Annotated in this window: 20 protein-coding genes; 14 read left to right on the top strand and 6 right to left on the bottom strand. The window is 58.9% G+C overall.

Annotated elements, in window-relative coordinates; genetic code table 11:
* Positions 1 to 304 precede the first annotated feature (304 nt).
* From AAAX77_RS07045 to yihA, 8 genes are all read left to right on the top strand, one after another.
* Positions 305 to 1,315, top strand: a complete 1,011-nt coding sequence (locus AAAX77_RS07045) for a LacI family DNA-binding transcriptional regulator (RefSeq protein ID WP_349105510.1) — start codon at positions 305 to 307, stop codon at positions 1,313 to 1,315.
* Positions 1,316 to 1,498: 183 nt separating this feature from the next.
* Positions 1,499 to 2,881 carry a family 43 glycosylhydrolase gene (locus AAAX77_RS07040; protein WP_117743236.1) on the top strand — a complete coding sequence of 461 codons (1,383 nt, stop codon included), beginning with the start codon at positions 1,499 to 1,501 and terminating at the stop codon, positions 2,879 to 2,881.
* Positions 2,882 to 2,926: 45 nt separating this feature from the next.
* Positions 2,927 to 4,378 (top strand): PTS transporter subunit EIIC, encoded by a 1,452-nt coding sequence (locus tag AAAX77_RS07035; RefSeq protein ID WP_040358954.1) that lies wholly within the window; start codon positions 2,927 to 2,929, stop codon positions 4,376 to 4,378.
* 101 nt (positions 4,379 to 4,479) lie between these two features.
* Positions 4,480 to 5,922: a glycoside hydrolase family 32 protein gene (locus tag AAAX77_RS07030; protein ID WP_349105509.1), complete on the top strand. Its 1,443-nt coding sequence runs from the start codon at positions 4,480 to 4,482 to the stop codon at positions 5,920 to 5,922.
* 275 nt (positions 5,923 to 6,197) lie between these two features.
* A complete protein-coding gene (locus AAAX77_RS07025; RefSeq protein WP_233504627.1) occupies positions 6,198 to 7,052 on the top strand; it encodes a DegV family protein in 855 nt (284 codons plus the stop codon).
* A 174-nt stretch (positions 7,053 to 7,226) separates the two neighbouring features.
* Positions 7,227 to 8,045: a pyruvate formate-lyase-activating protein gene (pflA, locus tag AAAX77_RS07020; RefSeq protein WP_349105507.1), complete on the top strand. Its 819-nt coding sequence runs from the start codon at positions 7,227 to 7,229 to the stop codon at positions 8,043 to 8,045.
* A gap of 123 nt (positions 8,046 to 8,168) precedes the next feature.
* A complete protein-coding gene (gene mtnN, locus AAAX77_RS07015; protein WP_349105505.1) occupies positions 8,169 to 8,909 on the top strand; it encodes a 5'-methylthioadenosine/S-adenosylhomocysteine nucleosidase in 741 nt (246 codons plus the stop codon).
* 39 nt (positions 8,910 to 8,948) lie between these two features.
* Positions 8,949 to 9,539 carry a ribosome biogenesis GTP-binding protein YihA/YsxC gene (gene yihA / locus AAAX77_RS07010; RefSeq protein ID WP_089572350.1) on the top strand — a complete coding sequence of 197 codons (591 nt, stop codon included), beginning with the start codon at positions 8,949 to 8,951 and terminating at the stop codon, positions 9,537 to 9,539.
* A gap of 259 nt (positions 9,540 to 9,798) precedes the next feature.
* On the opposite strand, the gene thrB is transcribed toward yihA, so the two are convergent.
* A complete protein-coding gene (gene thrB, locus AAAX77_RS07005) occupies positions 9,799 to 10,680 on the bottom strand; it encodes a homoserine kinase (RefSeq protein WP_006234874.1) in 882 nt (293 codons plus the stop codon).
* Positions 10,681 to 10,883: 203 nt separating this feature from the next.
* The gene (thrC, locus tag AAAX77_RS07000) at positions 10,884 to 12,401 is read right to left on the bottom strand and encodes a threonine synthase (protein ID WP_349105503.1); all 1,518 of its coding nucleotides are present in this window, start codon (positions 12,399 to 12,401) and stop codon (positions 10,884 to 10,886) included.
* Between the two features lie 104 nt (positions 12,402 to 12,505).
* On the opposite strand from thrC, the gene AAAX77_RS06995 reads away from it, so the two are divergent.
* The 3 genes from AAAX77_RS06995 to AAAX77_RS06985 all read left to right on the top strand — a co-directional run bounded on the left by AAAX77_RS06995 (position 12,506) and on the right by AAAX77_RS06985 (position 16,073).
* Positions 12,506 to 13,894 carry an aspartate kinase gene (locus AAAX77_RS06995; RefSeq protein WP_006234876.1) on the top strand — a complete coding sequence of 463 codons (1,389 nt, stop codon included), beginning with the start codon at positions 12,506 to 12,508 and terminating at the stop codon, positions 13,892 to 13,894.
* A 174-nt stretch (positions 13,895 to 14,068) separates the two neighbouring features.
* Complete coding sequence (locus AAAX77_RS06990; RefSeq protein ID WP_196022780.1) at positions 14,069 to 15,094, top strand: aspartate-semialdehyde dehydrogenase; 1,026 nt, start codon at positions 14,069 to 14,071, stop codon at positions 15,092 to 15,094.
* A 400-nt stretch (positions 15,095 to 15,494) separates the two neighbouring features.
* Entirely contained in the window at positions 15,495 to 16,073 is a 579-nt protein-coding gene (locus tag AAAX77_RS06985; RefSeq protein ID WP_349105501.1) for a methylated-DNA--[protein]-cysteine S-methyltransferase, read from the top strand.
* 206 nt (positions 16,074 to 16,279) lie between these two features.
* Here the strand turns inward: AAAX77_RS06985 and AAAX77_RS06980 are convergent, their stop codons facing one another.
* Both AAAX77_RS06980 and AAAX77_RS06975 read right to left on the bottom strand, forming a co-directional pair.
* Positions 16,280 to 16,474 (bottom strand): chloride channel protein, encoded by a 195-nt coding sequence (locus AAAX77_RS06980; protein WP_195644259.1) that lies wholly within the window; start codon positions 16,472 to 16,474, stop codon positions 16,280 to 16,282.
* Positions 16,475 to 17,024: 550 nt separating this feature from the next.
* A complete protein-coding gene (locus tag AAAX77_RS06975; protein ID WP_349105498.1) occupies positions 17,025 to 17,663 on the bottom strand; it encodes a GyrI-like domain-containing protein in 639 nt (212 codons plus the stop codon).
* A gap of 270 nt (positions 17,664 to 17,933) precedes the next feature.
* On the opposite strand from AAAX77_RS06975, the gene AAAX77_RS06970 reads away from it, so the two are divergent.
* Together AAAX77_RS06970 and AAAX77_RS06965 are read left to right on the top strand one after the other, a co-directional pair.
* Positions 17,934 to 18,635 carry an ABC transporter ATP-binding protein gene (locus tag AAAX77_RS06970; RefSeq protein ID WP_138339534.1) on the top strand — a complete coding sequence of 234 codons (702 nt, stop codon included), beginning with the start codon at positions 17,934 to 17,936 and terminating at the stop codon, positions 18,633 to 18,635.
* A gap of 5 nt (positions 18,636 to 18,640) precedes the next feature.
* The gene (locus AAAX77_RS06965; protein ID WP_349105496.1) at positions 18,641 to 21,406 is read left to right on the top strand and encodes an ABC transporter permease; all 2,766 of its coding nucleotides are present in this window, start codon (positions 18,641 to 18,643) and stop codon (positions 21,404 to 21,406) included.
* A 405-nt stretch (positions 21,407 to 21,811) separates the two neighbouring features.
* Here AAAX77_RS06965 and AAAX77_RS06960 read toward each other — a convergent pair whose 3' ends face one another.
* Positions 21,812 to 22,891 (bottom strand): ATP-dependent 6-phosphofructokinase, encoded by a 1,080-nt coding sequence (locus AAAX77_RS06960; RefSeq protein WP_349105494.1) that lies wholly within the window; start codon positions 22,889 to 22,891, stop codon positions 21,812 to 21,814.
* 140 nt (positions 22,892 to 23,031) lie between these two features.
* Entirely contained in the window at positions 23,032 to 24,117 is a 1,086-nt protein-coding gene (locus AAAX77_RS06955) for a carcinine hydrolase/isopenicillin-N N-acyltransferase family protein (RefSeq protein ID WP_152067604.1), read from the bottom strand.
* Between the two features lie 161 nt (positions 24,118 to 24,278).
* Here AAAX77_RS06955 and AAAX77_RS06950 point away from each other — a divergent pair, with 161 nt between their 5' ends.
* The gene (locus tag AAAX77_RS06950) at positions 24,279 to 25,664 is read left to right on the top strand and encodes a M18 family aminopeptidase (RefSeq protein WP_349105491.1); all 1,386 of its coding nucleotides are present in this window, start codon (positions 24,279 to 24,281) and stop codon (positions 25,662 to 25,664) included.
* Positions 25,665 to 25,836 lie beyond the last annotated feature (172 nt).

Here is a 25,836-nt window from a genome sequence, read left to right as displayed (position 1 = left end):
GGGCAGCCCTGTGGGCGCCAGCGGAATGTGGGGTCACCGCGCGGTCCGCATCTGATGGTGTCGACGTCAATGGTATACGGGTGCATCATCGACGTCTTCAATACAGAAAATATCAGTGCGGAGTGTTTTGGAAAGTAACCCAAAGCGGCCCGGCTGGGGTCCTGTGTAGTCACCCTTTAGGCGGAACTCTCCTAATTATTTGGATGAGTCGTTTACTTACTTGTGCTGTTACCGTCTTCCCGCTGTTGTTGGGGTATGCTTTGTTCGTATGTAAACGTATGACATGTTGATAGGGGAGGGTGCTATGGCTCGCGAGGGCACTCGTTCTAAGGATTCTGCTAAGCCTGGCATCAAGGAAGTTGCAGCGGTGGCGGGGGTTTCGCCTACTACGGTATCTCGTGTGCTTAATAATCGTGGCTATATTAGCCAAGAGACCCGCGATAAGGTCCATGCCGCGATGAAGCGCATCAACTATACGCCCAACGATATCGCCCGTGCCATGCTCAACGGTCGCCTGAATCTTATCGGTATGATCGTCCCCTATGTCAGCAGTCCGTTTCATGCCCAAGTGGTTCAAGTCATTGAGCATACCCTGGCCGAAAACGGTTTTAAGATGCTGCTGTGCAATAGCGCCAATCGACCCGAGCTTGAGCGCTCTTATATCGACATGCTTCGACGCAATATGGTTGATGGCGTCATTGTCAACTCGCTTAATATCGGTGCCGAGGCGTATGCCGAGATGGGTTTGAGTCTGGTTGGTATCGACTGCGACCTTGGCGAGGCCTCTGTTCAGATTGCGAGCGACAGCTATAGCATCGGCGAACTTGCCACGCGTCGCCTGATCGATGACGGGTGTTCGCGCATCTTGTGCCTGCGCAACAATAGCCGTATGCGTATGCCTGCCAATAAGCGTACCGATGCCTACCACGATGTTGTGGAGCAGGCTGGTTTGCCCGCGCTTGTCCGTGAGGTCGAGTTCGTTAAGTCCGACGACGAAAAGAGTGCGGTCGTTGCAAAGATCCTCGATGAGAACCCCGATATTGACGGCATCTTTGCGGGAGACGACACGATGGCGGCCATCTGCCTCAACGTGATGAAGCAGCGCGGCTTGAGTGCTCCGGACGATATTAAGGTCGTGGGCGCGGATGGTGCCCGCCGCACCATGACGTTTATGCCTGACTTAACAACCGTACGCCAAGATATCGATCGCATCGGTGAGCTCGCGGCGCAATCCATCATCGCTCTTGTTAACGGTGAAAAGCCCGAATCGAATATCAAGCTCCCCGTTGAACTCATTGAGGGTAAAACCGCGTAGTTCATCCCGTGCCAAAAGAATTCCTCAAACGCCTCTGATGACCGTTCGCCGGCATATGTCAACCGTTTGCCGACGACTGGAACTGCGAAAAGACGTATTGGTGTGAAAACGTTTGACATATGAAAACGATTGACATATCTTGCAGTTGTACCGAGTTAGTATCACGTGGGAAGGAAGTCTCGGATGCACAAGGTGTATTACCAGCCTGAGGGAATTTGGGTGGGCGACATCATGCCGTACGGCGAGGACGGCACGTTCTATCTCTATCATCAGCGTGACACGCGAAACCCCGGACCTTTCGGAGAGCCGTTTGGCTGGGCACTCGCGACAACCAAGGACTTCGTCAATTACAAAGACTTTGGCGAGAGCCTTGAGCGTGGCGGCGACGAGGAAGTCGACCAGTATGTTTATGCCGGCACGGTGTTTAAGGTGGGCGACAAGTACCATGCGCTCTACACTGGTTGCAATCGCGATAAGGTCAAGGCACGCTTGATGAAGCAGGTTCTTCTTCACGCAACGAGTGACGACGCCGTCAAGTGGGAGAAGAACATCGCCGAGACGCTGCTTCCGCCCCAGGAGGGTTACGATGACCGCAACTGGCGCGATCCCTTTGTGCTTTGGGATGAGGAGAACGAAGAGTACATGCTCATCCTCGGCACGCGTGTGGGCGAGGACAAGCGTCTGATGACCGGTCGTCTGGTCAAGTTCACCTCCAAGGACCTGGATACCTGGGAGTTCCAGGGCGACTGGTGGAATCCGGGCCTGTACACCATGTTCGAGATGCCTGATCTCTTTAAGATGGGCGACTGGTGGTATCTGGTGTTCTCCGAGTACAGTGATGGCAACAAGACCCGTTACCGCATGTCTCGCTCTATCAACGGTCCTTGGATCACTCCTGCGGACGATTCCTTCGATGGCCGCGCGTACTATGCCGCGCGTACCGCATTTGACGGCGAGCGCCGCGTTCTCTTTGGTTGGGTTCCTACGCGTGACGAGGGCGGCGACCCCAGCTCTTACCTGTGGGGTGGCACCTTTATGCCCCTCGAGATCGTTCAGCGTGCCGACGGAACGCTCGGCACCAAGCTTCCTGACAGCATGCTTGGCGCCTTTGGCGAGGCTAAGGCAGTCGAGGCCTTTGAGCTCTCCTGCGAGTCAGGCAAGGTCGAGCAGGTGCTCGCCGCGGATGCCGGTTCCACCTATATGCTCGATGCCGACATCGAGCTCGCCGGTGACGCTGCCGGCTTCTCGGTGAAGCTTGCCGAGGACGCCGAGTCCGGTCTTGCCTATGAGTTCCGCGCCAACCTGCGTGAGGGCAAGCTCGAGTTTACGGCGGCCCCCCAGTATCCGTGGTTCCAGGTCAACAACATGGGCCTCGAGCGTCCGTTGTTCTTTAAGGGCGAGGGCACTCATCATGTGCGCCTGGTCGTTGACGACGATATCGCGACCATCTTTGTCGATGATGTTGCGCTTAACGCTCGATTCTGCAATAAGCAGGGCCAGGGTGTGGCGCTGACGGTCACCGACGGTACGCTTAAGTGCGCAAATGCAACGATCGCGTCTCTGTAATGGCATCAAAACGTCTTATGATTTCGTAAAGGAATGGAGAGGAACATGGACTACAAAGTAGTGTCTCAGCAAGTCGTCGATAACGTCGGCGGTCTGGAGAACATCGAGGGCGCCACGCATTGCGTTACGCGTCTGCGTCTGGTGCTCAAGGATACGAGCAAGTACAACAAGGCCGAGCTCGAGAACATCGATGGCGTCAAGGGCGTGCTGTACAACAGCGGCCAGCTCATGATCATCTTCGGTACCGGTACCGTCAACAAGGTTTACGATGAGTTTATGGCTCTGACGGGCGTTAAGGAGATCAGCGCTTCCGAGGTCAAGGGCGCCGAGGCGGACAAGAAGGGCAAGTTCTTCTCGGTCCTCAAGGTATTCTCGGACATCTTTATCCCCATCATTCCCGCTTTCGTCGGCGCTGCTATCATCATCGGCCTTAAGTCGCTGATCGTTGCCAACGGCCTCTTTGGCATGGAGGGCAGCCTCGCCGATCACAGCGAGTTCCTCAAGAACCTCGCAAGCTTCTTTGCCATTATCGCCACCACCTTCGACTACCTACCTGTCCTGGTTATGTACAGCGCGGTCAAGCGTTTTGGCGGTAACCCGATCCTGGGCATCCTCGTCGGTATCGTCATGGTTCACCCGAGCCTTATGAACCGTAACACGTTCGTTATGGACCCGACGGGTGCTGAGTACTGGAACTTCGGTCCGCTCTCCATTCCCATGGTTGCTTTCCAGGGCGGCGTGTTCCCTGCAATCCTGACTGCCTGGTTTATGGCCAAGGTCGAGAAGATTGCCCAGAAGTACATCCCCGAGGTCGTTTCGTTCGTCTTTGTCCCGACCGTTACCCTGATTCTTGCTAACGTCGCCCTGTTCACCGTGTTCGGCCCGCTCGGCAACCTGATCGGCGACGTCCTCGCCGGCGTAATCGATATCCTGTACAACAGGATGGGCGTCTTCGGTGCCTTTGTCTTTGCCGCATTCCTGCAGCCGCTCGTCGTTACCGGTACGCATCAGTTCATCCAGGGTATCGAGGCAAACCTCGTTGCCACGACTGGCTTCAACTACATCCAGGCAATCTGGTCGGTTTCCATCATCGCCCAGGGCGGCGGCGCCATCGGCATGTACCTCATTCACAAGAAGCATTCCAAAGAGCGCAACATCTGCATGTCGTCCTTTATCCCGACGCTGGTCGGTATCTCCGAGCCCGCAATCTTTGCTGCAAACATGCGCTACTCGATCATCCCGTTCATCTGCGCTTGCATCGGTGCAGGCTGCGGCGGTGCCTTCGTGAAGCTCTTTGAGGTGCGCGCCATCGGTCAGGGTCTGACCGGCGTGCTTGGCCTGCTCATCGTTACGCCCGAGACGCTCGTGTGGTATGTGGCTGGCAATCTCATCGCCTTCATCGTGCCGATCGTCTTGATCTTTGCCTACAACAAGGCAAAGGGCGTGCCGACCACCGATGAAGAGGGCGCTGGCGCTGGCTTCGACGTTAGCTTCTAGTTGAGCCGTTCAGCGTAATGTGCGGATAAGTCCATTTGGGGAAGGGCGTTCGGCTCGTGTGAGTCGAGCGTCCTTTCCTATAGACGAGAAGGTCAATGGCGATGTTTAATCAAAAAAACAAGGTGATGCGTGCGGACTATGAGCAGTGGCGTGCCGGACAGGATGAGACGGCGGCTCGCATCGCGTCCGACTCCGATAGGCTTTTGTTCCATGTGGAGCCTGAGCTTGGCTGGCTCAACGACCCCAATGGTTTGGTTCAGATTGGTGATACGTATCACATCTATCATCAATACGATCCGTTCGATGCTGCGCATGGCGGTCCAGTGCTTTGGAACCATCTGACGACAAAGGATTTTGTGACGTACGAGAATCACGGTCCCGTGCTGTTCCCCGATTCCGATTTGGATTCGAGTGGAGCGTATTCTGGTTCTGCCTTTGTACACGACGGCAAGATTCACTACTTCTATACCGGTAACGTCAAGCATTTTGACCGCGATGATTACGACTACGTGTTGACGGGCCGTGAGCAAAACCAAATTCATATGGTTGCCGAGAATCCTGACGAATTGGGCGAGAAGCATATGGCTGTTGGGCCGGTCGATTACCCCGACGATATCGGTACGCACGTACGCGACCCCAAGATCCTTGAGCACGATGGTATCTACTACATGGTTTTGGGCGCTCGTACGAAAGACGACCGTGGCTGTGTGCTTGTCTATACCTCGAGCGATCTAGAGGGCTGGAGCTATGCGACGCGCATTGAGTTGGGCGAGAAGTTTGGCTTTATGTGGGAGTGCCCCGATCTGTTTGAGCTCGATGGTGAGCTTATTCTCGTTTGCTGTCCGCAGGGCGTGCCCGCCGATGGATGGCGTTACCGCAATCCGCACCAGTGCGTGTGGTTTCCCATCGAGGCCGATTGGGAGGCGCCGAGTTTTAAGATCGCCGGGCAGGGCATGCCCCCGATGGTCGATGCCGGCTTTGATTTCTACGCACCGCAGTCCTTTGAGGATGCTGCGGGTCGGCGTTTGATGATCGGGTGGTCGGGTTGCCCCGATGCGACGGCAAAAAGCCCGACGGTGGCACGCGGGTGGCAGTGCGCGTTGACGGTGCCGCGAGAGCTGAGCATACGCGATGGTAAGCTCTGTCAGCAGCCGGCGCACGAGATTGAGAAGATGCGCGGCGACTGCGTTCGCGCGACAGGCGGTGAAACCGTTGAGGAGCCGGGCCGCCTGTTTGATCTTGTGGTTTCCTGTGAGGGCGCCAAGATGGTCGAGCTCGAAATCCGCAAGGGTGTCTTTGTGCGTTATACGGACGGGATGCTTACCCTCGATATGGGTGACGAAGGCTATGGGCGCGACCAGAGGTCGATTGAGCTCGGCGAGCTTCGCGACCTACGCGTGCTTTCGGACACTACGATGGTCGAGATTTTTGCAAATGGCGGCGAGGCGGCACTTACGAGCCGTACCTATTCGCCGGCGGTTCCGGCGATGGAGCTGCACGCCGAGGGTGCGGCATCGATGAATTTCTACCGCCTCGTGCATTAACCGTGCATGGAGTACGATTGGACTTGCTGGGCGGAATGTGTCGCAGTTACCGCGGCCAGCTACCGTTTATCGCGTATAGCGACCGTTTGCGGAATAAGTAACACTCCTTAATAAACCGTGTAGAATTTCAGGATGCACGGAGTTTTCCAGGGAGACGCTGTCCTTTGTTGTGTGCAAGGGGCGGCGTCTCTTTGGCGCTTGGACGCCGTTGTGCAACAGTGCGGCGGCGCGTGCCATGTATTGAAAAGCCAATGTCGAGATGGGTCGTGATAATAATGGGCAAGTACGTAATCGTGGTCGAGTCTGGGTCGGATGTGACGCCGGAGCTCTGCGAGCGCTACGGCATCGTGCGCGTGCCCATGCATGTCACGATTGGTGACGAGACCGTCGAGGACGGCTCGATCGATCCGCTCGAGATTTATTCGCGCTGCAACGAGTTTGGCGTGATGCCCAAGACCAGTGGCTGCGCGCCTGCGGATTTTGCTCACGTGTACGACCGCATTCACGCCGAGCAGCCCGATGCGACTATTCTGCATCTCGCGTATTCCGAGGCCACGACCTGCTCGCATCAATCATCGAAGATCGCCGCCAAGGGTCGCGACTACGTGTTCTCTATGGACACGCGCTTTGTCTCGGTAGGCCAGTCGCTCGTTGTCGTCGAGACCGCCAAATACATCGAGGCTCACCCCGATGCCACCGTCGACGAGATCTTTGCATTTACGAATTCCGTCATGGACCGCGTGCTGCTGGGCTTTGTTCCTACCGATCTTGCCTTTCTTAAGGCGGGCGGTCGCTTGTCCAACGTCGCATTCCTTGGCGCCCATCTGCTCAAGATTAAGCCCTGCATTGAGGTGACGGGCGGCAAGTTCGTGGCGACCAAGAAGTTCCGCGGCTCTATGCTCAAGTGCGCCCGCGCCTTTATTGACCACATGGTTGCGAAGGGCGAGATTGACTACTCGCACATTGGCCTGGCGTATTCGGTGGGCCTTTCCCAGGAGCTGCGCGATGACATGGAGGTCTATGCGCATGATCTGGGCTTTAAGGACGTTACCTGGACTCAGGTCGGCGGCGTCATCTCGAGCCATTGCGGCCCGACCGCCTTCGGTGCGGTGCTCACGCTTAAGGCGTAAAGGCCGCAGGCGAGCGTTCTTCAGCCTGACATCTCGACGTAGCCCCCAGCCATGGTGATGGGGGATAGATTAAAACGTGCCGTTCTAGTCCGAGACGTTTAAACGCAAACGCATGGGCTAGAATGGCTCTGGCATTTTAATTGGTTACATCCAAGGAGAGGCAAGGTAGCGCGAATGGCAGAAATGACGCTTGAGGGTGTGGACGCTCGTCCCGAGGACTCTGCGTTTGCCCTTGGCCGCGTGCATTCGATCGAGACGATGGGAACGGTCGACGGACCCGGCATCCGCTTTGTGGTGTTTGTTCAGGGCTGTCCCATGCGCTGCGCGTATTGCCACAATCCCGATACCTGGTCGGTCAACGGCGGCACCATGGTGACCGTCGAACACCTGATGGATGAGTTCCAGAGTAACCATGAGTTTTACCGCAGCGGCGGCATTACCGTTTCGGGCGGCGAGCCGCTCCTGCAGCCCGAGTTTTTGGCCGACCTGTTCCGTGCAATGCACAACAACCCCGATGGCCGTGTACATACCTGCCTAGATAGCTGTGGCTATGCATTTGACCCCAACCACCCCGAGAAGTTCGATGCCGTGCTCAACGAGACCGACATGGTACTGCTCGATATTAAGCATGCCGACCCAGTCGAGCATAAAAAGCTGACCGGTTGCGATCCCGCACGCATTCTGGCGTTTGGTGATGAGCTCGCGCGTCGCAAGATTAAGGTCGTTATCCGCCACGTGGTGGTGCCGGGCATTACCGACACGGTGGAGGAGTGCGAGAAGCTCGGTCGCCTCATCGCTCCATGGCACAACGTGGTGGGCCTGGAAATGCTGCCGTATCACACGATGGGTGTCGTCAAGTACGAGCAACTGGGCATTCCCTATAGGCTCGAGGGCGTGTCCCAGATGGATACCGCGCGCATGCCCGAGCTGCGCAACGCTGTCATGACGGGCATGAAAAAGCGCCGCGCGGAGCTAAAAAACGCCATCGGCTAGCAAGTCATTTTGCTCCTCTACGATACCCGCGCTGCGGTGGTCTAGCGGCTTCGTATTGCGCGGTTGAGCCAAAATGCTGGTACCATACCGTGGATAGCAGTTTTCACGGGTTTGGGGGATGGTATGCCTACCATCGCAATCATCGGTGCACTCGAAAAAGAGGTTGCGCAGATTAAAGAAGAACTGAACGGCGCTCGTGTGGTACAAGAGGCGGGCTTGACCGTTGTCAGCGGCGAGCTCGACGGTTTGTCCGTTGTTGCTACGACCGCTGGCATGGGAACCGTAAACGCCGCGGCGGCAACGCAGCATCTCATCAGCAAATACGCCCCGCAGGCCGTTGTGTTCTCGGGTATTGCGGGCGGCCTAAACCCTAAACTCCATATTAACGACGTGGTTATAGGCAAGTGCCTGCGCTATCTCGATACTGACACGGCACTCATCGCCGAGTCCGCGCCGGGGCTCGAGGAGTTTGTCTCGACGCCGGCGTTGGCTGATGTCGCCGCCGCCGTGCTTGCCGAGCGTGGATTTGTGGATGTCTCGGCGGATGAGACTTCTGCGGAGAAGGACCCCAAGCAGTTCCTGTGTGGCACTATCGCCACGGGTGACCGCTTTGTTACTGGTGATGCCATGCGTAACGCTGCGATTGAGGCCACACATGCCGATTGCGTCGAGATGGAGGGCGCGGCAATTGCGCACATCGCGGCCAAGAATGGTGTCGATTGCCTGGTGCTGCGCGCTATCAGCGATAATTGTGACGAGGCATATGACGCGTTTTGCGAGCGCGAGTTCGATCTGGATGAGTACGCTCGCACCGCGAGCGGCATCACGCTTGACATCGTTCGCCGTATCGCCGCCGCGCAATAGCACGCCCGTTTTGTAAAAACCTACGACCAAGGAGTGTCCATGGCCGATTCCATTAACTATCAGCTTGCCAAGTTCGTCGCCAGCTACGGCAAGGTTTCGCAGATTCCCGAGTCCACCTGTCCCGAGGTGAGCTTCGTCGGCCGCTCCAATGTGGGCAAGTCGTCGATTATGAACAAGCTCTTTGGCCGCAAGAACCTGGTCAAGGTTTCGAGTACGCCGGGCAAGACGAGCAATATCAATTTCTTCGAGGCCGACGACGTGCACTTTGTGGACCTGCCGGGCTACGGCTTCGCGCGTCGCTCCAAGGCCGAGCGCGACCGCTGGGCCGAGCTGATCGGCGACTTCTTCGACTCCGAGCGCAGCTTTAACCTGGTTGTGTCGCTGGTGGACATTCGTCACGACCCCAGCAAGCTCGACCACGACATGATCGACTACCTACAGGGCAACGAGTTCAACTTTATCGTCTGCCTCACCAAGGCCGACAAACTCAGCCGTACCCAACAGGCCCGCCAGGCGGCCGCTATCAAAAAGCAGCTCAACGTCCCAGCCGAGAACGTAATCATCACAAGCTCCCAGACCGGCGTGGGTATCGACGAACTCAAGCGCCGCATCGCCGAGGCCTGCCTCTAGTAAGGGCTCCAGCCTAGCAAGAGCCCCTATCAATAAAGGGCCATATATTTCAGCCTGGCGCCCCTTCAAAGCGTGGGTCCCTGTAGACATCCTCAGCAAGGTAGGCGCAGGGACGGTCGGGATATTCCCTCAAAATCATTCCGCAGCGCGAAGGCCCCTTGTCCGTCGCTCCGTAGGAGCAGGACAAGGGGCCTTCATGCGCGAGGACGATTTTGAGGGAATATCCCGACCGTCCCGGACAGGTATATGAGGAGGATGTCTACAGGTACTCGATTTGAGCGCCTTCCGTGTCGCACGTGAGGATATGCGTGTCGCACTTGGGGAACTGTTCGCGCAGCTTGACCTGCAGGAATTTTGCCACGATGGTGTCGTCGGTCACCGCCATAAGGGTCGAGCCCGAACCGCTGATCCAGATGGTCTTGGCGCCGCCGTTAAGGCAGGTGTCGCGCACGGCGTTGTAGTCGGGAATCAGACGGCGACGATAGGGTTCCTGGATGCGGTCGTCATTGGCGGCGGCAATCAGGTCGAGGTCACCAGTCTCCAAGCCGCGCGTCATACCGGCGATGCGGCCCATCTGCCACACGGCGGTGGAGAGCGGAATCTCCTGCGGCACGACCTTGCGCGCCTCGCTCGTATGCACCTCGTAGGGCGGAATCACGGTAATAAAACGCAAGCGATCGCTCACCTCGTAGCGCAGACATTGGGGGAGCGAATCGGTCGGCGTAAAGGAGCAGACGGCGCCGCCAAGGATGGCGGGAGCGACGTTATCAGGATGCCCCTCGACTTCGGTGGCGATGCGAACAAGCTCGGCGCGGTCGACGGTGTGGCCTGTCAGCGCGGCGGCAGCCATGATGCCGGCGACGACGCAGGTGGAGCTGGAACCCAGGCCGCGGGCGACGGGCACGTCGGTCTGAATGTCGATAGCGACGGGGAAGGCCGGCTCGCCCCAGGCGGCCAGAGCATCGACAAAGCTCACATAGACCAGGTTATTCTCGTTTTGGAATTCCTCGGGGCAGCCCGTGATGGTGAGCTTGTCGGCGCGCTCGAAGGTGAAGTGCGAGTAGAGGCTGACGGCCATGCCGAGGGTATCGTATCCAATGCCCAAGTTGGCGCTGGTTGCTGGGACGGTGATCTTGATCATGTGAGTCCTCCTGGCGTGCCTGGCTGTTTAGTTCGCTGCTCGGGCAGTCCTGCGCAAGACGGAAAGCACATTAAGCGCTTTCCTTTGCGTGCGGAACTCGCGACGAACTAAACAGCCAGGCACGCTATGCGCGTTCGTCATCATCCCGGTGGGTGTCTGATAAAAGAAGGTGCGCCGGCTTTCGCCGGCGCTTAATAAGGGTTTTAGTTGGTAGCCATCTTTTTTGCTGCAGACTCGACGTAGCTTGCCATCTCATCGACGTCGCAGACGTCTTCGAAGCGGACGGGTTTGGATTCGAGTTCGGCGAGCTGGGTCGGGGCGACCGTGTTGGTGGCCTGCTCGAGTACACGCATAGCCTCAAAATCATCCTCGGGAACGTCGAGGCCCAGGGCGTCGCAGCAGGCGCGAGGGAACTTGTAGGGGCTGGCGGTCGAAAGCAGCACGCGAGCCTTGGCGCCCTCGGCGGGAGCGACCTTTTCAAAGACGTGATAGCCGCAAGCGGTGTGCGGGTCGATCACGTAGCCGTTGGCGTCCCAGCAACTCTTGATGGCAGCGCGGACCTCGTCCTCGCTGGCCCAGCCGCAGCCAAAGACGCTCTGAATCTTGGCCAGCAGCTCGGCGGGCACCTCGTAGCGACCAGTCTGTGCCAGCTGCTCCATAAGGCCGGCAACGAGCTCGCAGTCGCCGTCGGACAGGAAGTAGAGCATGCGCTCGAGGTTGGAGCTGATGAGGATGTCCATCGACGGCGAAATGGTCGTGAAGAACGGACGGTTGCGGTCGTAGACGCCGGTGGTCAGGAAGTCGGCAAGCACGTTGTTCTTGTCGCTCGCGACGATGAGCTTGGCGACGGGCAGGCCCATGCGCTTGGCATAGTAGCCGGCCAGGATATCGCCAAAGTTGCCGGTCGGTACGCAGAACTCCACGGCGTCGCCGGCCTCGATGGCGCCGGCGCGCAGCAACTGCGCATAGGCGGCAAAGTAGTAGACGACCTGCGGTACCAGACGGCCGACATTGATGGAGTTGGCGCTCGAAAGCACCGTGCCGGCGGCTTCCAGGCGCTCGGCAAGCTCCTTATCGGCAAAGATGCGCTTGACGGCACTCTGGGCATCGTCGAAGTTGCCGCGGATGCCGCAGACGGCGACGTTATCGCCCTCCTGCGTGGACATCTGCAGGTTCTGGACGCGGCTGACCTTGCCCTCGGGATAAAAGACGGTGATGCCCGTGCCCGGGGCGTCGGCAAAGCCGGCGAGTGCGGCCTTGCCGGTGTCGCCTGACGTGGCGGTGACGATCATGATGCGCTCGGCGCCGCCGTCCTTGGCGGAAGTGCGGGCCATGAGGCGGGGGAGCATCTGTAGGGCGACGTCCTTGAAGGCGCTTGTGGGGCCGCCAAAGAGCTCCATCACATAGGTCTGAGGGGCGTCAGCGCCCGGCGCTGCGTCGAGTTTGACGAGCGGCGTAACCTCTTCACTCGCGAACGTGCCGCGGTATGCCTCGTCGACACACGCCGAAATTTCTTCGGCCGTGTAATCATTCAGTAACATTCCCAACACATCTTGAGCGATTTCAAAGTACGATTTATCTGCAAGCGAGCTGATATCGACCTGCTGGGTGCCAAGCTCGTCCGAGACAAACAAACCCCCGTCGGGAGCGATGCCGGTGCGGATTGCCACCTTACTTGAGCACGATAAAGTGCGTCCTCGTGTACTATGATAAGTTCCCATATAACACTGCTCCTCGGATGCCTTGGTCCCAATCGGTGAAACCATGGTATCAGAGCGCGCAAAGTAGGTTTGCAGAGGCTTTTTAGAAAGGTAACCTCCAGCCCATGATTAAGATTGCCAAGTTTGGCGGCTCGTCGGTCGCCGACGCCGAACACTTTAAGAAGATCAAGGCCATCGTCGATGCCGACCCGGCTCGCCGTTTTGTGGTGGTTTCCGCCTGTGGTCGCCGCTTTAAGGGCGACACCAAGGTGACCGACCTGCTCTACCTGGTTAACGCGCACGTTAAGTATCACGTGTCGTGTGAGGAGCTGCTCGAGGACATTGGCCAGCGCTACTTTGATATTGCTGACGAGCTAGGACTCACCTATCCCATCCGCGAGGAGTTTGCGGCCTTTGCCGAGCGCGCCCGCTCGGGCGGCTACTCTACCGAGGAGCTCGTGAGCCGCGGCGAGTACTTCACCGCTCGCCTGATGGCCGAGTACCTGGACCTGCCGTTCCTGGACGCCGCGACGGTTGTGGCGTTCCATCACGACGGTACGCTCAGCATGAACCGCACCTCCGAGCTGGTGCAAGAGTACGGTCAGCAGGGCGGCTTTGTTATGCCTGGCTTCTACGGCGCGACGCGCGAGGGCCAGATCAAGCTGCTCGACCGTGGCGGCGGCGACATTTCCGGCTCGATCCTGGCCAAGTGCCTAGGCGCCGACCTGTACGAGAACTGGACCGACGTTTCGGGCTTCTATTCTGCCGATCCTCGCATTGTGCCCGAGGCTCAGCCCATTGCGCGCGTTACCTACGAGGAGCTGCGCGAGCTTTCGTACATGGGCGCAAGCGTCCTGCACGAGGAGGCCGTGTTCCCTGTGCGTGAGGCGGGTATTCCGCTGGTCATCAAGAACACCAATGCACCGCAGGACCCCGGCACCATCATTAGCGAGACGGCTGATGAGGGCGAGGCGGAGCCCATCATTACCGGCGTGACCGGCAAGCGCGGCTTTGTCGCCATCAACGTCGCCCGCGACCGCACCAAGCCCCGTGTTGGCTTTATGCGCCGTGCGCTTTCGGTGTTCGAACGCTATGACGTCTCCGTCGAGCACATGCCCACCGGTGTCGACCGCTTTGGCGCCGTGGTGCAGGAGCAGGATGTGCACGACTCGCTGTACTCGCTCGTGGGCGACATTCAGCAGGAGGTCGAGCCGCTCGAGATCGAGGTTGTCGAGGGCCTGGCGCTTATCGCGACCGTCGGCCGTAACCTGCGCGGGCGCGCAGGTATCTCGGGTCACCTGTTTGGCATGCTTGGCCAGGCCGGCGTGAGCGTGCGTATGATTTCGCAGAGCTGTGACGAGATCAACATCATTATCGGTGTCGAGGAGAAGGACTTCGACCTAGCGATTCAGACCATCTACCGTGCCTTCTCCGACGAGAACGGCATTGTGAAGGTCTCCGATCTGGAGGTCCCCGCGCCGGTCGATCCCGCCCTGGCCACGCTCCACAAGTAACTGCCATCCCGGTGAATTTTTGGGACAAGTGCCAGAAATCTACGGCGGGGCGTTTCGTTTCGGTTTCGTTTCGACGGGGCGGGTTTCGTGCCCGCCCCGTTCTTGTATACACTGGCAACAATAATCGGCCTGCTCGGCGTGCGGGCAAAAGCCACAACCTTTAAAGGGGGAAGCATGAAACAGTACACGGTTGCTATTTTGGGCGCGACGGGAGCCGTGGGCACCCAGATGCTCGAGTGCCTCAACGAGCAGGAGTTCCCGGTCGGCAAGCTCAAGCTGTTGGCAAGCGCACGCTCCGCGGGCAAGACCGTTGAGTTCCGCGGCGAGCAAATCGTGATCGAAGAGGCTTGCCCCGAGGCCTTTGAGGGCTGCGACATCGTACTCGGCGCTGCCGGCGACGATATCGCTAAGGAGCTGCTGCCCGAGGCCGTCAAGCGCGGAGCCGTCGTGGTCGACAACAGCCACGCCTTCCGCATGGATCCCGAGGTGCCGCTGGTCGTGCCCGAGATCAATGCCGACGATATCAAATGGCATCACGGCCTTATCGCCAACCCCAACTGCGCGACCATTATCGGCCTGGTTCCCACCTGGCCGCTGCACCAGCTTGCCGGCGTGAAGCGTATGATCGTGTCCACGTATCAGGCAGCTTCGGGCGCTGGCGCGCCCGGTATGGCCGAGCTCGAGGCTCAGCTGGCCGCCCTGGGCCGTGGCGAGGAGATTCCCGAGCCGCGCGCGTTTGCCGCCCAGCTGGCGAGCAACCTGATTCCGCAGATTGGCGGCGTCAAGGAGGAGGGCTTTACCTCCGAGGAGATGAAACTGCAGAACGAGGGCCGTAAGATCATGCATCTGCCCGAGCTGCGCGTGAACTGCACCTGCGTGCGCGTCCCTGTGCTGCGTTCGCACTCCGAGAGCATTACGCTCGAGTTCGAGCGTGACATTACGGTTGACGAGGCCCGTGTTGCGCTGGCTGCCGCTCCGGGCGTGAAGCTGGTTGACGACATGAGCGCCGAGGATGCGCACGACCGCTTCCCCATGCCGATGGATACGTCCGATCAGGACCTGATTTGGGTCGGTCGCGTGCGCCGCGACATCTCGAACCCGGAGGCCGCGCGCGGCATCACTTTCTGGTGCTGCGGCGACCAAATCCGTAAGGGCGCGGCAACCAACGCCGTCCAGATCGCCAAGCTGCTCTGCGAGTAGTGTGACCTGTCCGGCGGGGGCCGGGCTTAGTTTTCAGAACGTCCTCGACCATGTGCGGCGCCTTGTCCTGCTCCTTCGGAGCCGCGGACAAGGCGCCGCACTGGTCTGCGGAGTGTTCTGAAAACCAAGCCCGGCCCCCGCCTGCGATGACGCTGCTGCGAGCGGCCTGCGATGGGGCCGTTGTTGGTTGGGGCCGCTGGGCTGATGAGGCACGTGGCCGTTGCGGGCCCTGATCCCGGCGGCGGCCTCGGCGCTTTGCGCCTGCCGCCTTGGGGGACTGCGGAGCGCGGCCGGCAGCTGCGGCGCGTTCGCGCCTGCTGCCTAGGGTGACTTTGGGGTCGATTGGGGTTGTCTGCACAATTCGCGGTATTATGTTGCGGAGTTTTGAAAGGAGCCGCTGGTGGTCACGACGACGTTTGCTTCGCCTTTGGGCGAAATCTTGCTTGCCGCTGATGGCCGCGGTCTGACGGGACTTTGGTTTGAGGGGCAGGAGCATTTTGGCTCCACGCTTCTCCGGGAAGACTCCGAACATGTTGAAGGCGCCGACGCGGTTTCCGGTACCGGTGGCATGTCGTCGGTAAGTCCCGCAAATGGTGCGGCCTCTTCGGTGCTTGAGCGTTCTTGGGCTTGGCTGAATGCTTATTTTGCAGGGCAGGAACCTCGGTTTACGCCGCCGTTGCATATGATCGGCACGGCGTTTCAGCATGAAGTTTGGTACGAGCTGCTTTCTATTCCGCGTGGCGAGGTCGCTACGTATGGCGAGATCGCCCAGCGTGTTGCGGCTCGACATCGTGTACCGGGAAACGAGGACCCCGTTGTGTCTCCCCGTGCCGTGGGGGCCGCGGTCGCGCGTAATCCCATTTCGATTATTGTGCCGTGCCATCGCGTGGTTGCCGCCGATGGTTCGCTCAACGGATATGCCGGTGGCCTCGACCGTAAGGAGTGGCTGCTGCGGCTTGAGGGCGCGTACGAGGCGTAGCGCTCGAGCACTTTGCATAGCCAAGATGCCGTGAAAGAACGGGACATGCTTTCCGAATGGAGGCTCAGACGGAAACTACGTCCCGGAATTCCGTTTTAAAGCGGGATGCGCTTTCCGAATGGCGTTCCAAGCGGAAACCGTGTCCCGGAATACAGCCTCAGAGTGGGACGCCGTTTCCGGCTGAGACCACCTGCCTGGACATCGATCTACGCCCGCTCCTGCAGGGCGTAGATGGACTTATCCATGTTGAACAGGTAAGCCACAACGCAGACAATAATGAACATCGGCAAGTTACCAAAGCCGAAGACTTCGCAGCCAATAAGGATGGGTGCGAGCAGCGTATTGGTGGCGCTGCCAAAGACGGCTGCGTAGCCCAGTGAGGCGCAGAGCTCGACGGGCATGCCGAGTTGAGCCTCGTTATGGCGACATCTGGGTAACAGAAAGGCCCGCGTTCCTCAGAGGCAAGATAGGCAATTCTGCTTCTGAGGTAGATCTCAATTCTGCCGACCGCACTGCCGACCGCATCAAACATTAACTGCCGGAGGGCTCGGTCAAATTCATACGTGTAGATGATGGTTTCGAATGTTGTGCCTTCGCGAAAGATGGTAATCCCGGACTTGCATTTGGTTTTGTAGGGAAACCAGTAGGCCGACAGTCTGTAGTGGTTGGCTTCGACCAAAGCTCGCTCGAGTTCGCTTTGATCAGAGCACTTAAGACCCTTGTTTTCTGTCAATAGTGCTATTTGTTCGTTGATGGATATCCGCGACTTCTGGTATTTCATTAAGCCTCTTGATAGAAAAAGAGCTGGAGTTGCGCATCGTTGAGAGGCTTTCCAGCTTTAGCAAAACAAACTTATAAGATGCGACGGGCCGCGTCAAGATAATTACCGGACGGCCTAGGAGGCGGCTGGTTGGCTGGCTTAAAACCCAGCGCGTGAAATGACGCTCCACGCTATTCAGCGCGCTTGATAGGATGACGAACCACAGTCTTAAGTTTCTCCGGCGCACACTTGCGTGGATCGGAAAGATAGATTTCGTGATGTAAACGGGTGTCTGAGAAGTCGGGGACATAGCCCTGCTCGGTCGCATATTCATGCATGGCGTCTACGGTTGCCGGCTCGCTGTCGTAGGGTCCGGTATGCATGCATTGAACGCAGAGACCCTCGTCAACTTTAAGCAGCTCGACGGCAGAAAAGTCCAGTTTCTTTTTGGCCGTGGCTTCCGCGACCGCCCAGTCAAAGTCATCCTGAGTGACGAAATCGGGCAGGCGGATGCACGAGATAAAGTTGAAATCGTCCTTGCGTACATAATCGATGTCGCCGCTCGGGGAGTCTTGCCACCAGAAGCCCTCGAGCGGCGGTGCCACAAAGTCGAAATAGCCCTCGATACTCCTTGAGCCTTTCTTTGACATCTTGACGGTATAGGTGATGCCGTAAAGCAGCGGCAGGGCATTTTGATACTCGCCACCTTCGGTATTTGGGTCGCCCTTTCCGCGAACGGCAACGTAGCTCATAGGCGGGACAGTTATGATACTCGGCTTGCTTGCAGGTCTGTAGAGCTCCTTGCATTCCTTCTTAAAGTCGAACGCCATGTTGGCCGCCTTTCTGCGTATTGGCCTGCTTAGATAGCGGAATCATATCATAGAAACGAACAGCTGTTCGAATGATTTGGCTGACAGATTGAGATGCGTGCGTTGTGTTTGGCGGTCGGCCTGGCCCCATCGATGATTTCTCTGCCTCCCCGGCGCCTCATCTATAGCTGCCGTTTCCCCATATAGAACCTGCCAAAAAAACCCGTCCCTTTTTAGTCGGTGCGAAATGGGTAATACTAAAGAGTTATCCGACCAGATGGGAACCGATCGATGGCTTATATCGAATTCAAAGACGTCATCAAGGCATACGGCGAGGGCGACGCCCGCATTCACGCACTCGACGGCGCGAGCTTTACGGTCGAGCGCGGCGAGCTCGCCATCATTTTGGGTGCTTCGGGTGCCGGCAAGACCACGGCGCTCAACATTCTGGGCGGCATGGATACGGCGACTTCCGGCACCGTGACGGTGGACGGGCGCGATGTGAGCTCCGCTAACGAGGCACAGCTCGTGGAATACCGCCGCGCCGACGTCGGCTTTGTCTTCCAGTTCTACAATCTGGTCCCCAACCTGACGGCGCTCGAAAATGTTGAGCTTGCGGCGCAAATCTGCCCTGATTCGCTCGATGCCGAGCAAACGCTTTGCCAGGTTGGCCTGGGTGAGCGCCTCGCCAACTTCCCCGCGCAGCTTTCGGGCGGCGAGCAGCAGCGCGTGTCCATTGCCCGCGCACTGGCAAAGAACCCCAAGCTGCTTTTGTGCGACGAGCCCACGGGCGCACTTGACTATAAAACCGGCAAGCAGATCTTGCAGCTGCTGCAGGACACTTGCCGCAAGCAGGGCATTACGGTCATCATCATCACCCACAACTCCGCGCTGGCGCCCATGGCCGATCGCCTGATCCGCTTTAAGAACGGTCGCGTGGAGAGCGAGACGGTCCAGCAAAATCCCGTGCCTATCGAGACGATCGAGTGGTAGCGCCCATGGACCAAGACCGCCAAAACAGCCTACGCCGCGACGCGCAGAACACGGAGCGCGAGCAGGATTTTACGACCTACCGCACTGCCCAAAGCTCAAACGATATGGTGCCGACGGTTTTTCGCCGTGGCATCTACCGCACAATCCGAGGCAGTCTTAAGCGCTTTTTGTCAATCGTGGTCATCACCGCGCTTGGCGTGAGCGTGATGTGCGGCCTTAAGGCGGGTTGCGAGGACCTGTGTGATTCGGTTGATGCCTACTTCGACCAGCAAAATGTCTATGACATTAACGTGCAGTCGACCTATGGCCTGACTGACGATGATCTCGACGCCATACAAGAGGTCGATGGCGTCGAAACGGCCGAGGGCATCTACACCGAGACCGCCTACACCGCCGTGGGCACAACGCGCGAGCGCGTGGTCGTGCAGAGTCTCTCCAAGGAGAACATCGATCAGCCGGTGCTCGTGAACGGCGATTTGCCCGAGAGCGCTGATGAAGTCGCGGTGACTTCGAAGTTCCTGAAGGCATCGGGCAAGAAAATCGGCGATACGGTGAGTTTTGCCGCCAATGACGCGAGCTCGTCCAATCAAAGCGCCAAGGACCAGTTTGCCGCGGGCGATTACACCATTACGGCCGAGGTCCTCGACCCCACTGATGTGAGCTCCGACTCGACAGTCAACGCCTTTCGCGCTGCTTCGGCGGCGGACTATAAGTTCTATGTGAGCGAGGACGCCGCGACATCTTCTTCCTACTCCGCGGTCCACGTGATCGTCGAGGGAGCCAAGAGCCTCAACTCCTATTCGGATTCCTACGCGGCAAAGATCAATGAGGTCAAGGGCAATATCGAGAAGATCCGCGAGGAGCGTGAGAAGGCGCGCGCCCAGGAGCTGACGGTCGACACGCCGGCGAGCTTGGACGCGGCTGAGCGTCAGGCGAATATGCTCTTTGGGATTGAGCAGGACAACATCAATCGCATGGCCGAGGGCAGCGACGAGCGTGCGCAGGCGCAAGCCGACCTGGATCAGCGTCGCGCCGCCGCCGATCAACAGTTTGCCGATGCCCGCGCCGAGCTCTCTGACCTGGGCGAATGCACTTGGTACATCCAGGACCGCGGCAATATCGCAAGCTACTCGAGCGTCGACAGCGACAGTTCTTCGATCGAGGCCATCGCCACGGTGTTCCCGTTCATCTTCTTTATCGTCGCCGTGCTCATCAGCCTTACCACCGCCACGCGTATGGTCGAGGAGGAGCGCACGCTTATTGGCCTGTACAAAGCACTCGGTTATTCGCGCGGGCGCATCCTGTCCAAATACGTGGACTATGCGCTGTGGGCTTGTCTGATCGGCGGCGTGCTCGGCAACATCATCGGATTTGTGGGCCTGCCGCTGTTCCTGTTTACGGTGTTCGACGACATGTACTCACTGCCCCAGATGCTGCTTTCGTACGACATCGTGTCGTCGCTCGTGTCGGTGGCGCTGTTTGCCGTGGGCGTGGTGGGCGCCACGATTATCGCCTGCCGCCACGAGATGGCCGAGACCCCGGCCTCGCTTATGCGTCCCAAGGCCCCGCGCGCTGGCTCGCGCATCTTGCTCGAGCGCATCGGCTTTATCTGGCGCCGCATGGGCTTCTTAAACAAGGTGGCGGCGCGTAACCTGTTCCGCTACAAAAAGCGTGCCTTTATGACCATCTTCGGTATCGCCGGCTGCACGGCGCTCGTGATCTGCGGTATGGGTATTCGTGATACGTCGGTCGCGCTGTCGCCCAAGCAGTACGGCCACGTCACGCGCTATGACCTGCTGGCGGTTGCCAATCCCGACGATTTTTCGCAGACGTGCGCGGCATTGGATGAGCGCAGCGCGGCCAAGGATTCTGACGTGACCGTGACTTCGACGCTGCCGATTATGACCGACAACGTCACCTTTACATTCGGCGGAAAGAGCGAGACCGTGCAGCTGATTGTGGTGCCCGATGACCGCACGAACGACCTGGACGACTACGTGCGTCTCGAGGATGAGTCCAAAGAGCCGCTGTCTTTGCGTGACGGAGACGTGTATCTGAGCAAGAGTTCACAGCTGGTGCTGGGGATTCAACCGGGCGATACGGCACACGTCCAGGATTCGTCGCTCAACGTAGCCAAGGTCAAAGTCAGCGACATTTCGCTCAACTATCTGGGCAATACGCTTTATATGACGCAGGGCACCTATGAGCGCGCGTTCGGTCGAAGCGTGCGCCTTAACGGTGTCTTTGTGCTGCTTAAGGGCTCAACTTCTGACCAGATTGCGTTTAGCAAGAAGCTTAAGAGCGACGGTTGGCTCACCATCTCAAGCACGGCCGAACATTGGCAGAACTACGAGGCGAACTTTGCGATTATCAATTCCGTCGTGGTGCTCGTGACCTTTATGGCGGCGTGCCTATCGTTTGTGGTGGTGTTTACGCTGTCCAACACGAATATCTCCGAGCGCGAACGCGAGCTGGCGACCATCAAGGTGCTGGGCTTCCGCCGTGGCGAGGTACACCACTACGTCAACAAGGAGACGCTGATCCTCACGGCAATTGGCGCCGCGCTGGGCGTGCCACTGGGCGGCTTGCTGGCCGAGAGTTTTACGTACATTTTGCAGATGCCGTCGCTGTACTTTGATGTTGAGGTCGAGCCGCTAAGCTACGTGCTCGCCGTGGTGCTTTCCTTTGGCTTTACGTTTATCGTCAACCTCGCCACCAATCGTACCCTCAACAAGATCGACATGGTCGGCGCCCTCAAAAGCGCCGAGTAACCTGCCTGGGATTCAAGCTGTAGCGAGCTGTAATGTACCACAACCGCATTTTTGCATAAACCGCCCCGCCGATTGCATATTTCGGCGGGGCGGTTGCTTTTTGCCCGCGGGTACCCCAGGGGGCGACGTGCAAATTCCGGAGTATTCAGCATCCCGGAGCCCGCGGGTGCGGGAGCGGGCGCACAAAAGCGCATTGAAAGCCTGACTTTGAGCTCCGGCGCCTCGAGGACCGCTCATTTTTTTTGCAGAATGCGGCCCGCGGCGCCTGTCTCTCGCCCAAAATCCAGTATGCAGGCACCCTCGGCTGCTGAATACTCCCAAAAATGCACGCCGCATCCTACCCCAGGCACTTGCAGCAAGAAGACGAATAGCCTCGGCCTCCTGCGGTAACCGGGGAGGCCGAGGCTATTCGTCGCCGAAGCTGATGCCCAACGCCTTGGCCTCGCGCACTAGATCGCTCTGGGGGTCGACGTACTTGAGCTTGCCAGCGACCTCCTCGAGCGGCATGTGGCACATCTTGCCGTCACGCAGGGCAATCATGTAGCCAAACTCGCCGCGTAGGCAGCCCAGCGCGGCCTCGACGCCGCACTGGGTCGCAAAGATGCGGTCCTGGGCGTCGGGCTGACCGCCGCGCTGCGTGTGGCCGGGGATGGCGACGCGGGTCTCGCGACCGGTCTTGGCCTCGATCTCCTTGGCGATGTCGTAGACGATCGACGGGCTCGTGCGCTCGGCGAGCTTTTTCTTGTACTCCTTCTTGGACAGCGCCGCGTCCTCCTTGGAGATAGCGCCCTCGGCGACGGCTACAATCGTAAAGCGGCTGCCGGTTTCCATGCGATGCTCGATGGTCTTGATGACGTTATCCATGTCGTAGGGGATCTCGGGAATCAAGATGACATCCGCGCCGCCCGCGACGCCGGCATACAGCGGGATCCAGCCAACCTTGTGGCCCATGATCTCGATAACGAACACGCGGCCGTGGCTCGAAGCGGTGGTGTGGATGTCGTCGATGCACTTGGTGGCGACGTCGATGGCGCTCGTAAAGCCAAACGTCAGCTCGGTGCCCCATGTGTCGTTATCGATGGTCTTGGGCAGCGCGATAACGTTGAGGCCCTCTTCGCGCAGGCGGTTGGCGGTCTTGGTGGAGCCGTTACCGCCCAGCATAAACAGGCAGTCGAGCTGCAGCTTATGATAGGTGTGGACCATCGCCGGCACCTTCTCGACACCATCGGCCTCGGGGGTATCCAGACGCTTGAACGGTGTGCGGCTTGTGCCCAGGATGGTGCCGCCGCGGGTGAGGATGCCGCTAAAATCGGCGGGCGTCATGACGCGGAACCTGCTGTAGATAAGGCCCTGGTAGCCGTCCTCAAAACCATAGATCTCGATAGGTTCTTCGCTATTGGTTATAAGCGTTTTGACGATGCCGCGCATGGTGGCGTTGAGCGCCTGGCAGTCGCCGCCACTAGTAAGAAGACCGATTCTAAGCATGGTGAATCCTTCCGGGCAAGTTATAACATGCGCATAAGTTTACCCCCGCACACTGTTGATACGGGGGTAAAACGTGTTAGCTCAAATGTATGGAAATGTAAGCAACGTCAGGCCAGCGTAAGGACGACGGTGCCAGCTCCTTACAGCGCGAAGGCATCGATGTCGCCCCAGTGGCGGCGCAGCGTGATGGCGGCAGCGGGCTCGGTGTTGTCAAAGACGACCGACCACTGCGTGTTGCTGGTGATGTCTTCCGGATTGGGCTCTTGCGCCGCAGCGCGTAGGGCCTTCCAAGCGACTGCCTCGTTCTGGGCACCGACATGGGCGTCAAGGACATCGGCGATTGCGACGGCGCGCTCTTTACCATGGCCCAGCTCGCCATTCTTTTGGTTGGGCAGCACTTCGTCGCCATAGCAGGCATAGAAGTTCGTAACCTGGCGTACAGGAGTCGCTTTGAAAGCGCGGTCCGGATCGCGCGGATCCCACTCTACTACGCGCGCGTCACCGGCGGCGTCGTTGATAAAGAAGTGGTAATCGCGTCCTGCCATAGCGTGCATGTCGTAGGCGGAAAGCAGGTCGACAGCTTCTTGCGTGGTGGCGGCACGGTCGAGCACCAGGCGGATGGCGAGCGAGGTATTGATGGCGGGGCGTTGCGTGTCCTGGTCACAGGGCTTGGAATCCAGGGTGAGTACGGCAATGGACACGCCGCATTCGTTAACACCGTCGAGCTGGGCAAACGGGCCCATCAACGCCGCGGCGCGTCCGGTGATGGAGTCAAGCGGAGTGTTGGCGCCCAGGTTATTGAGGGCGGCAAACCCGATGGAAGCATAGCCGCCGCGTGGGTGATTGCGCACCAGCAGCGCCGAGGTGTCGTCTTTAAAGTCGTAATTGCGACCGGTGCGCACGCGGCCTTCGGCATCTACGGCGACAAAAGCGCTGCAGGCAAACTGGGGCGCCTGGACATGTACCGGCACACCGGGCAGCACCTGCGCCACCACGGCATCGATGTAGGCCTGGTCGTCGCGCACGCCAGCGGCGATGATGCGATCAAGATCGTAGTCGTAGGCGATGTCGATTGCGTACAGGTCATAGCCATCCGCGTAGCCGGTCAAGCGTTTGAGCGACGCGGCGGACTTGATTTGCTTGTGATAAACGATACCGGTGGCAGCGGCAAGGCCGACGGCGACTCCCGCGACACCGCAGGCGATGGCAATGTTACGTGGCTTCATGACGGCTCCTCTCGTCCTGTTAGCGCAATTGTCGCAAAGGGAGCGCGGGCATGAGGGCTCAACTTGGTGAGCGGCGCGGAATTAAGCATGGAATGAAGAGTGCGGCACTGGCGCGGCGGGGTATGCTGGAGGGGACCATCAGCCCAGCGAAAGGGGAGAGCATGACGGATCAGGAAACGCCCGAGCGCGTGCACGTGACGGCCGACGATATCGAGGCCGCCAACGACCTTATCGACTTTATCGAGGCATGCCCCAGCATGTTCCATACGGCGGCGACCATTATGGCCGAACTCGACGAGGCGGGCTTTACCTACCTGCCCGAGAACGCGGCGTGGGATATCGAGCCGGGCGGGCGTTATTACACGCAGCGCAACACTTCGAGCGTTGTTGCCTTTAAGGTGGGCGAGGACCTGGCTGCTACGTGGGGCGAGGACGGCGTTGCCGGCGACTATCATTTTCAACTGACGGCGTCGCACAGCGATTCGCCGACGTTTAAGGTCAAGGCCGTGCCCGAGCTCGATGGCGCAGGCGAGACGCTGCGCCTGAACACCGAGGCCTACGGCGGCATGATCGACTACACCTGGTTCGATCGCCCGCTGGCGCTCGCGGGCCGCGTGCTGGTGCGCGAGGGCGACCGTATTGAGAGCCGCTTGCTTGCCACCGAGCGCGAGGTCGCTATCATTCCGAGCCTTGCCATCCATATGAATCGTGGCGTCAACGAGGGCTTTGCGCCCAACCGTGCTGTCGACCTGTGCCCGCTCATCAGCGCCGGCGAGCTTAAGCAGGGTGACTTTGACGCCCTGATCGCCGAAGAGCTGGATGTTGAGCCCGAGCAGATCCTGGGTCGCGATCTGTTCCTGGTTAATCGTCAGGATGCGCGCATTTGGGGTTGGGCCGACGAATTTATCTCGACGCCCAAGCTCGATGACCTGGCCTGCGCCTACACCTCGCTGCAGGCATTTTTGGGTGCCGAGAACGCGCACGACGTCTCGGTCTTCTGCTGCTTCGATAACGAGGAGGTTGGCTCCGAGACCAAGCAGGGCGCCATGTCGACGTTCTTGGCCGACGCGCTGCGCCGCATTAACGGCTCGCTGGGCTTTGACGACGAGTCGTATCATCGCGCCCTTGCCGCATCGATGCTCGTGAGCTGCGACAACGCGCATGCCGTGCACCCCAACCACGCCGAGAAGTGCGATGTGCGCAACCAGGTGGTGCTCAACGGCGGCATCGTTATCAAGGAAGCTGCCAACCAGCACTACTGCACCGATGCCTTTAGCCGCGCGGTGTTTCAGGCTATCTGCGATGACGCCGATGTGCCCACGCAGGCCTTCGCCAACAAGAGCGACATGGCCGGCGGTTCCACCCTCGGCAATCTGTCTAATATGCAGGCGAGTATGCACGCCGTAGACGTGGGCCTGCCACAGCTGGCCATGCACTCGAGTTACGAGACCGGCGGCGTGCGCGACGTGATGTACGCCATCCGCGCCCTCACCGCCTTCTACGAGCACGACCTCCATATCAACGGTGCCGAAAGCGTGGAGCTCTAAACCTGCCAAAAAGGGATGTTAATTTTGGCAGGTTTTATCTGGGCGAATGCAAGGGGTAAAACCGAACTAGATTGGTGATACGTGGCCGCCGAGGTGCAGTGTGCCTCGGCGGCTTTTTGTGTACAGAGTACGGCTAATGCTTATAAATGCTATACATGCTTTACGTATCTAC

The sequence above is a fragment of the Collinsella sp. CLA-ER-H6 genome, from assembly GCF_040092305.1.
GTDB lineage: Bacteria > Actinomycetota > Coriobacteriia > Coriobacteriales > Coriobacteriaceae > Collinsella.
This window is presented reverse-complemented; position numbering and strand designations above follow the sequence as displayed.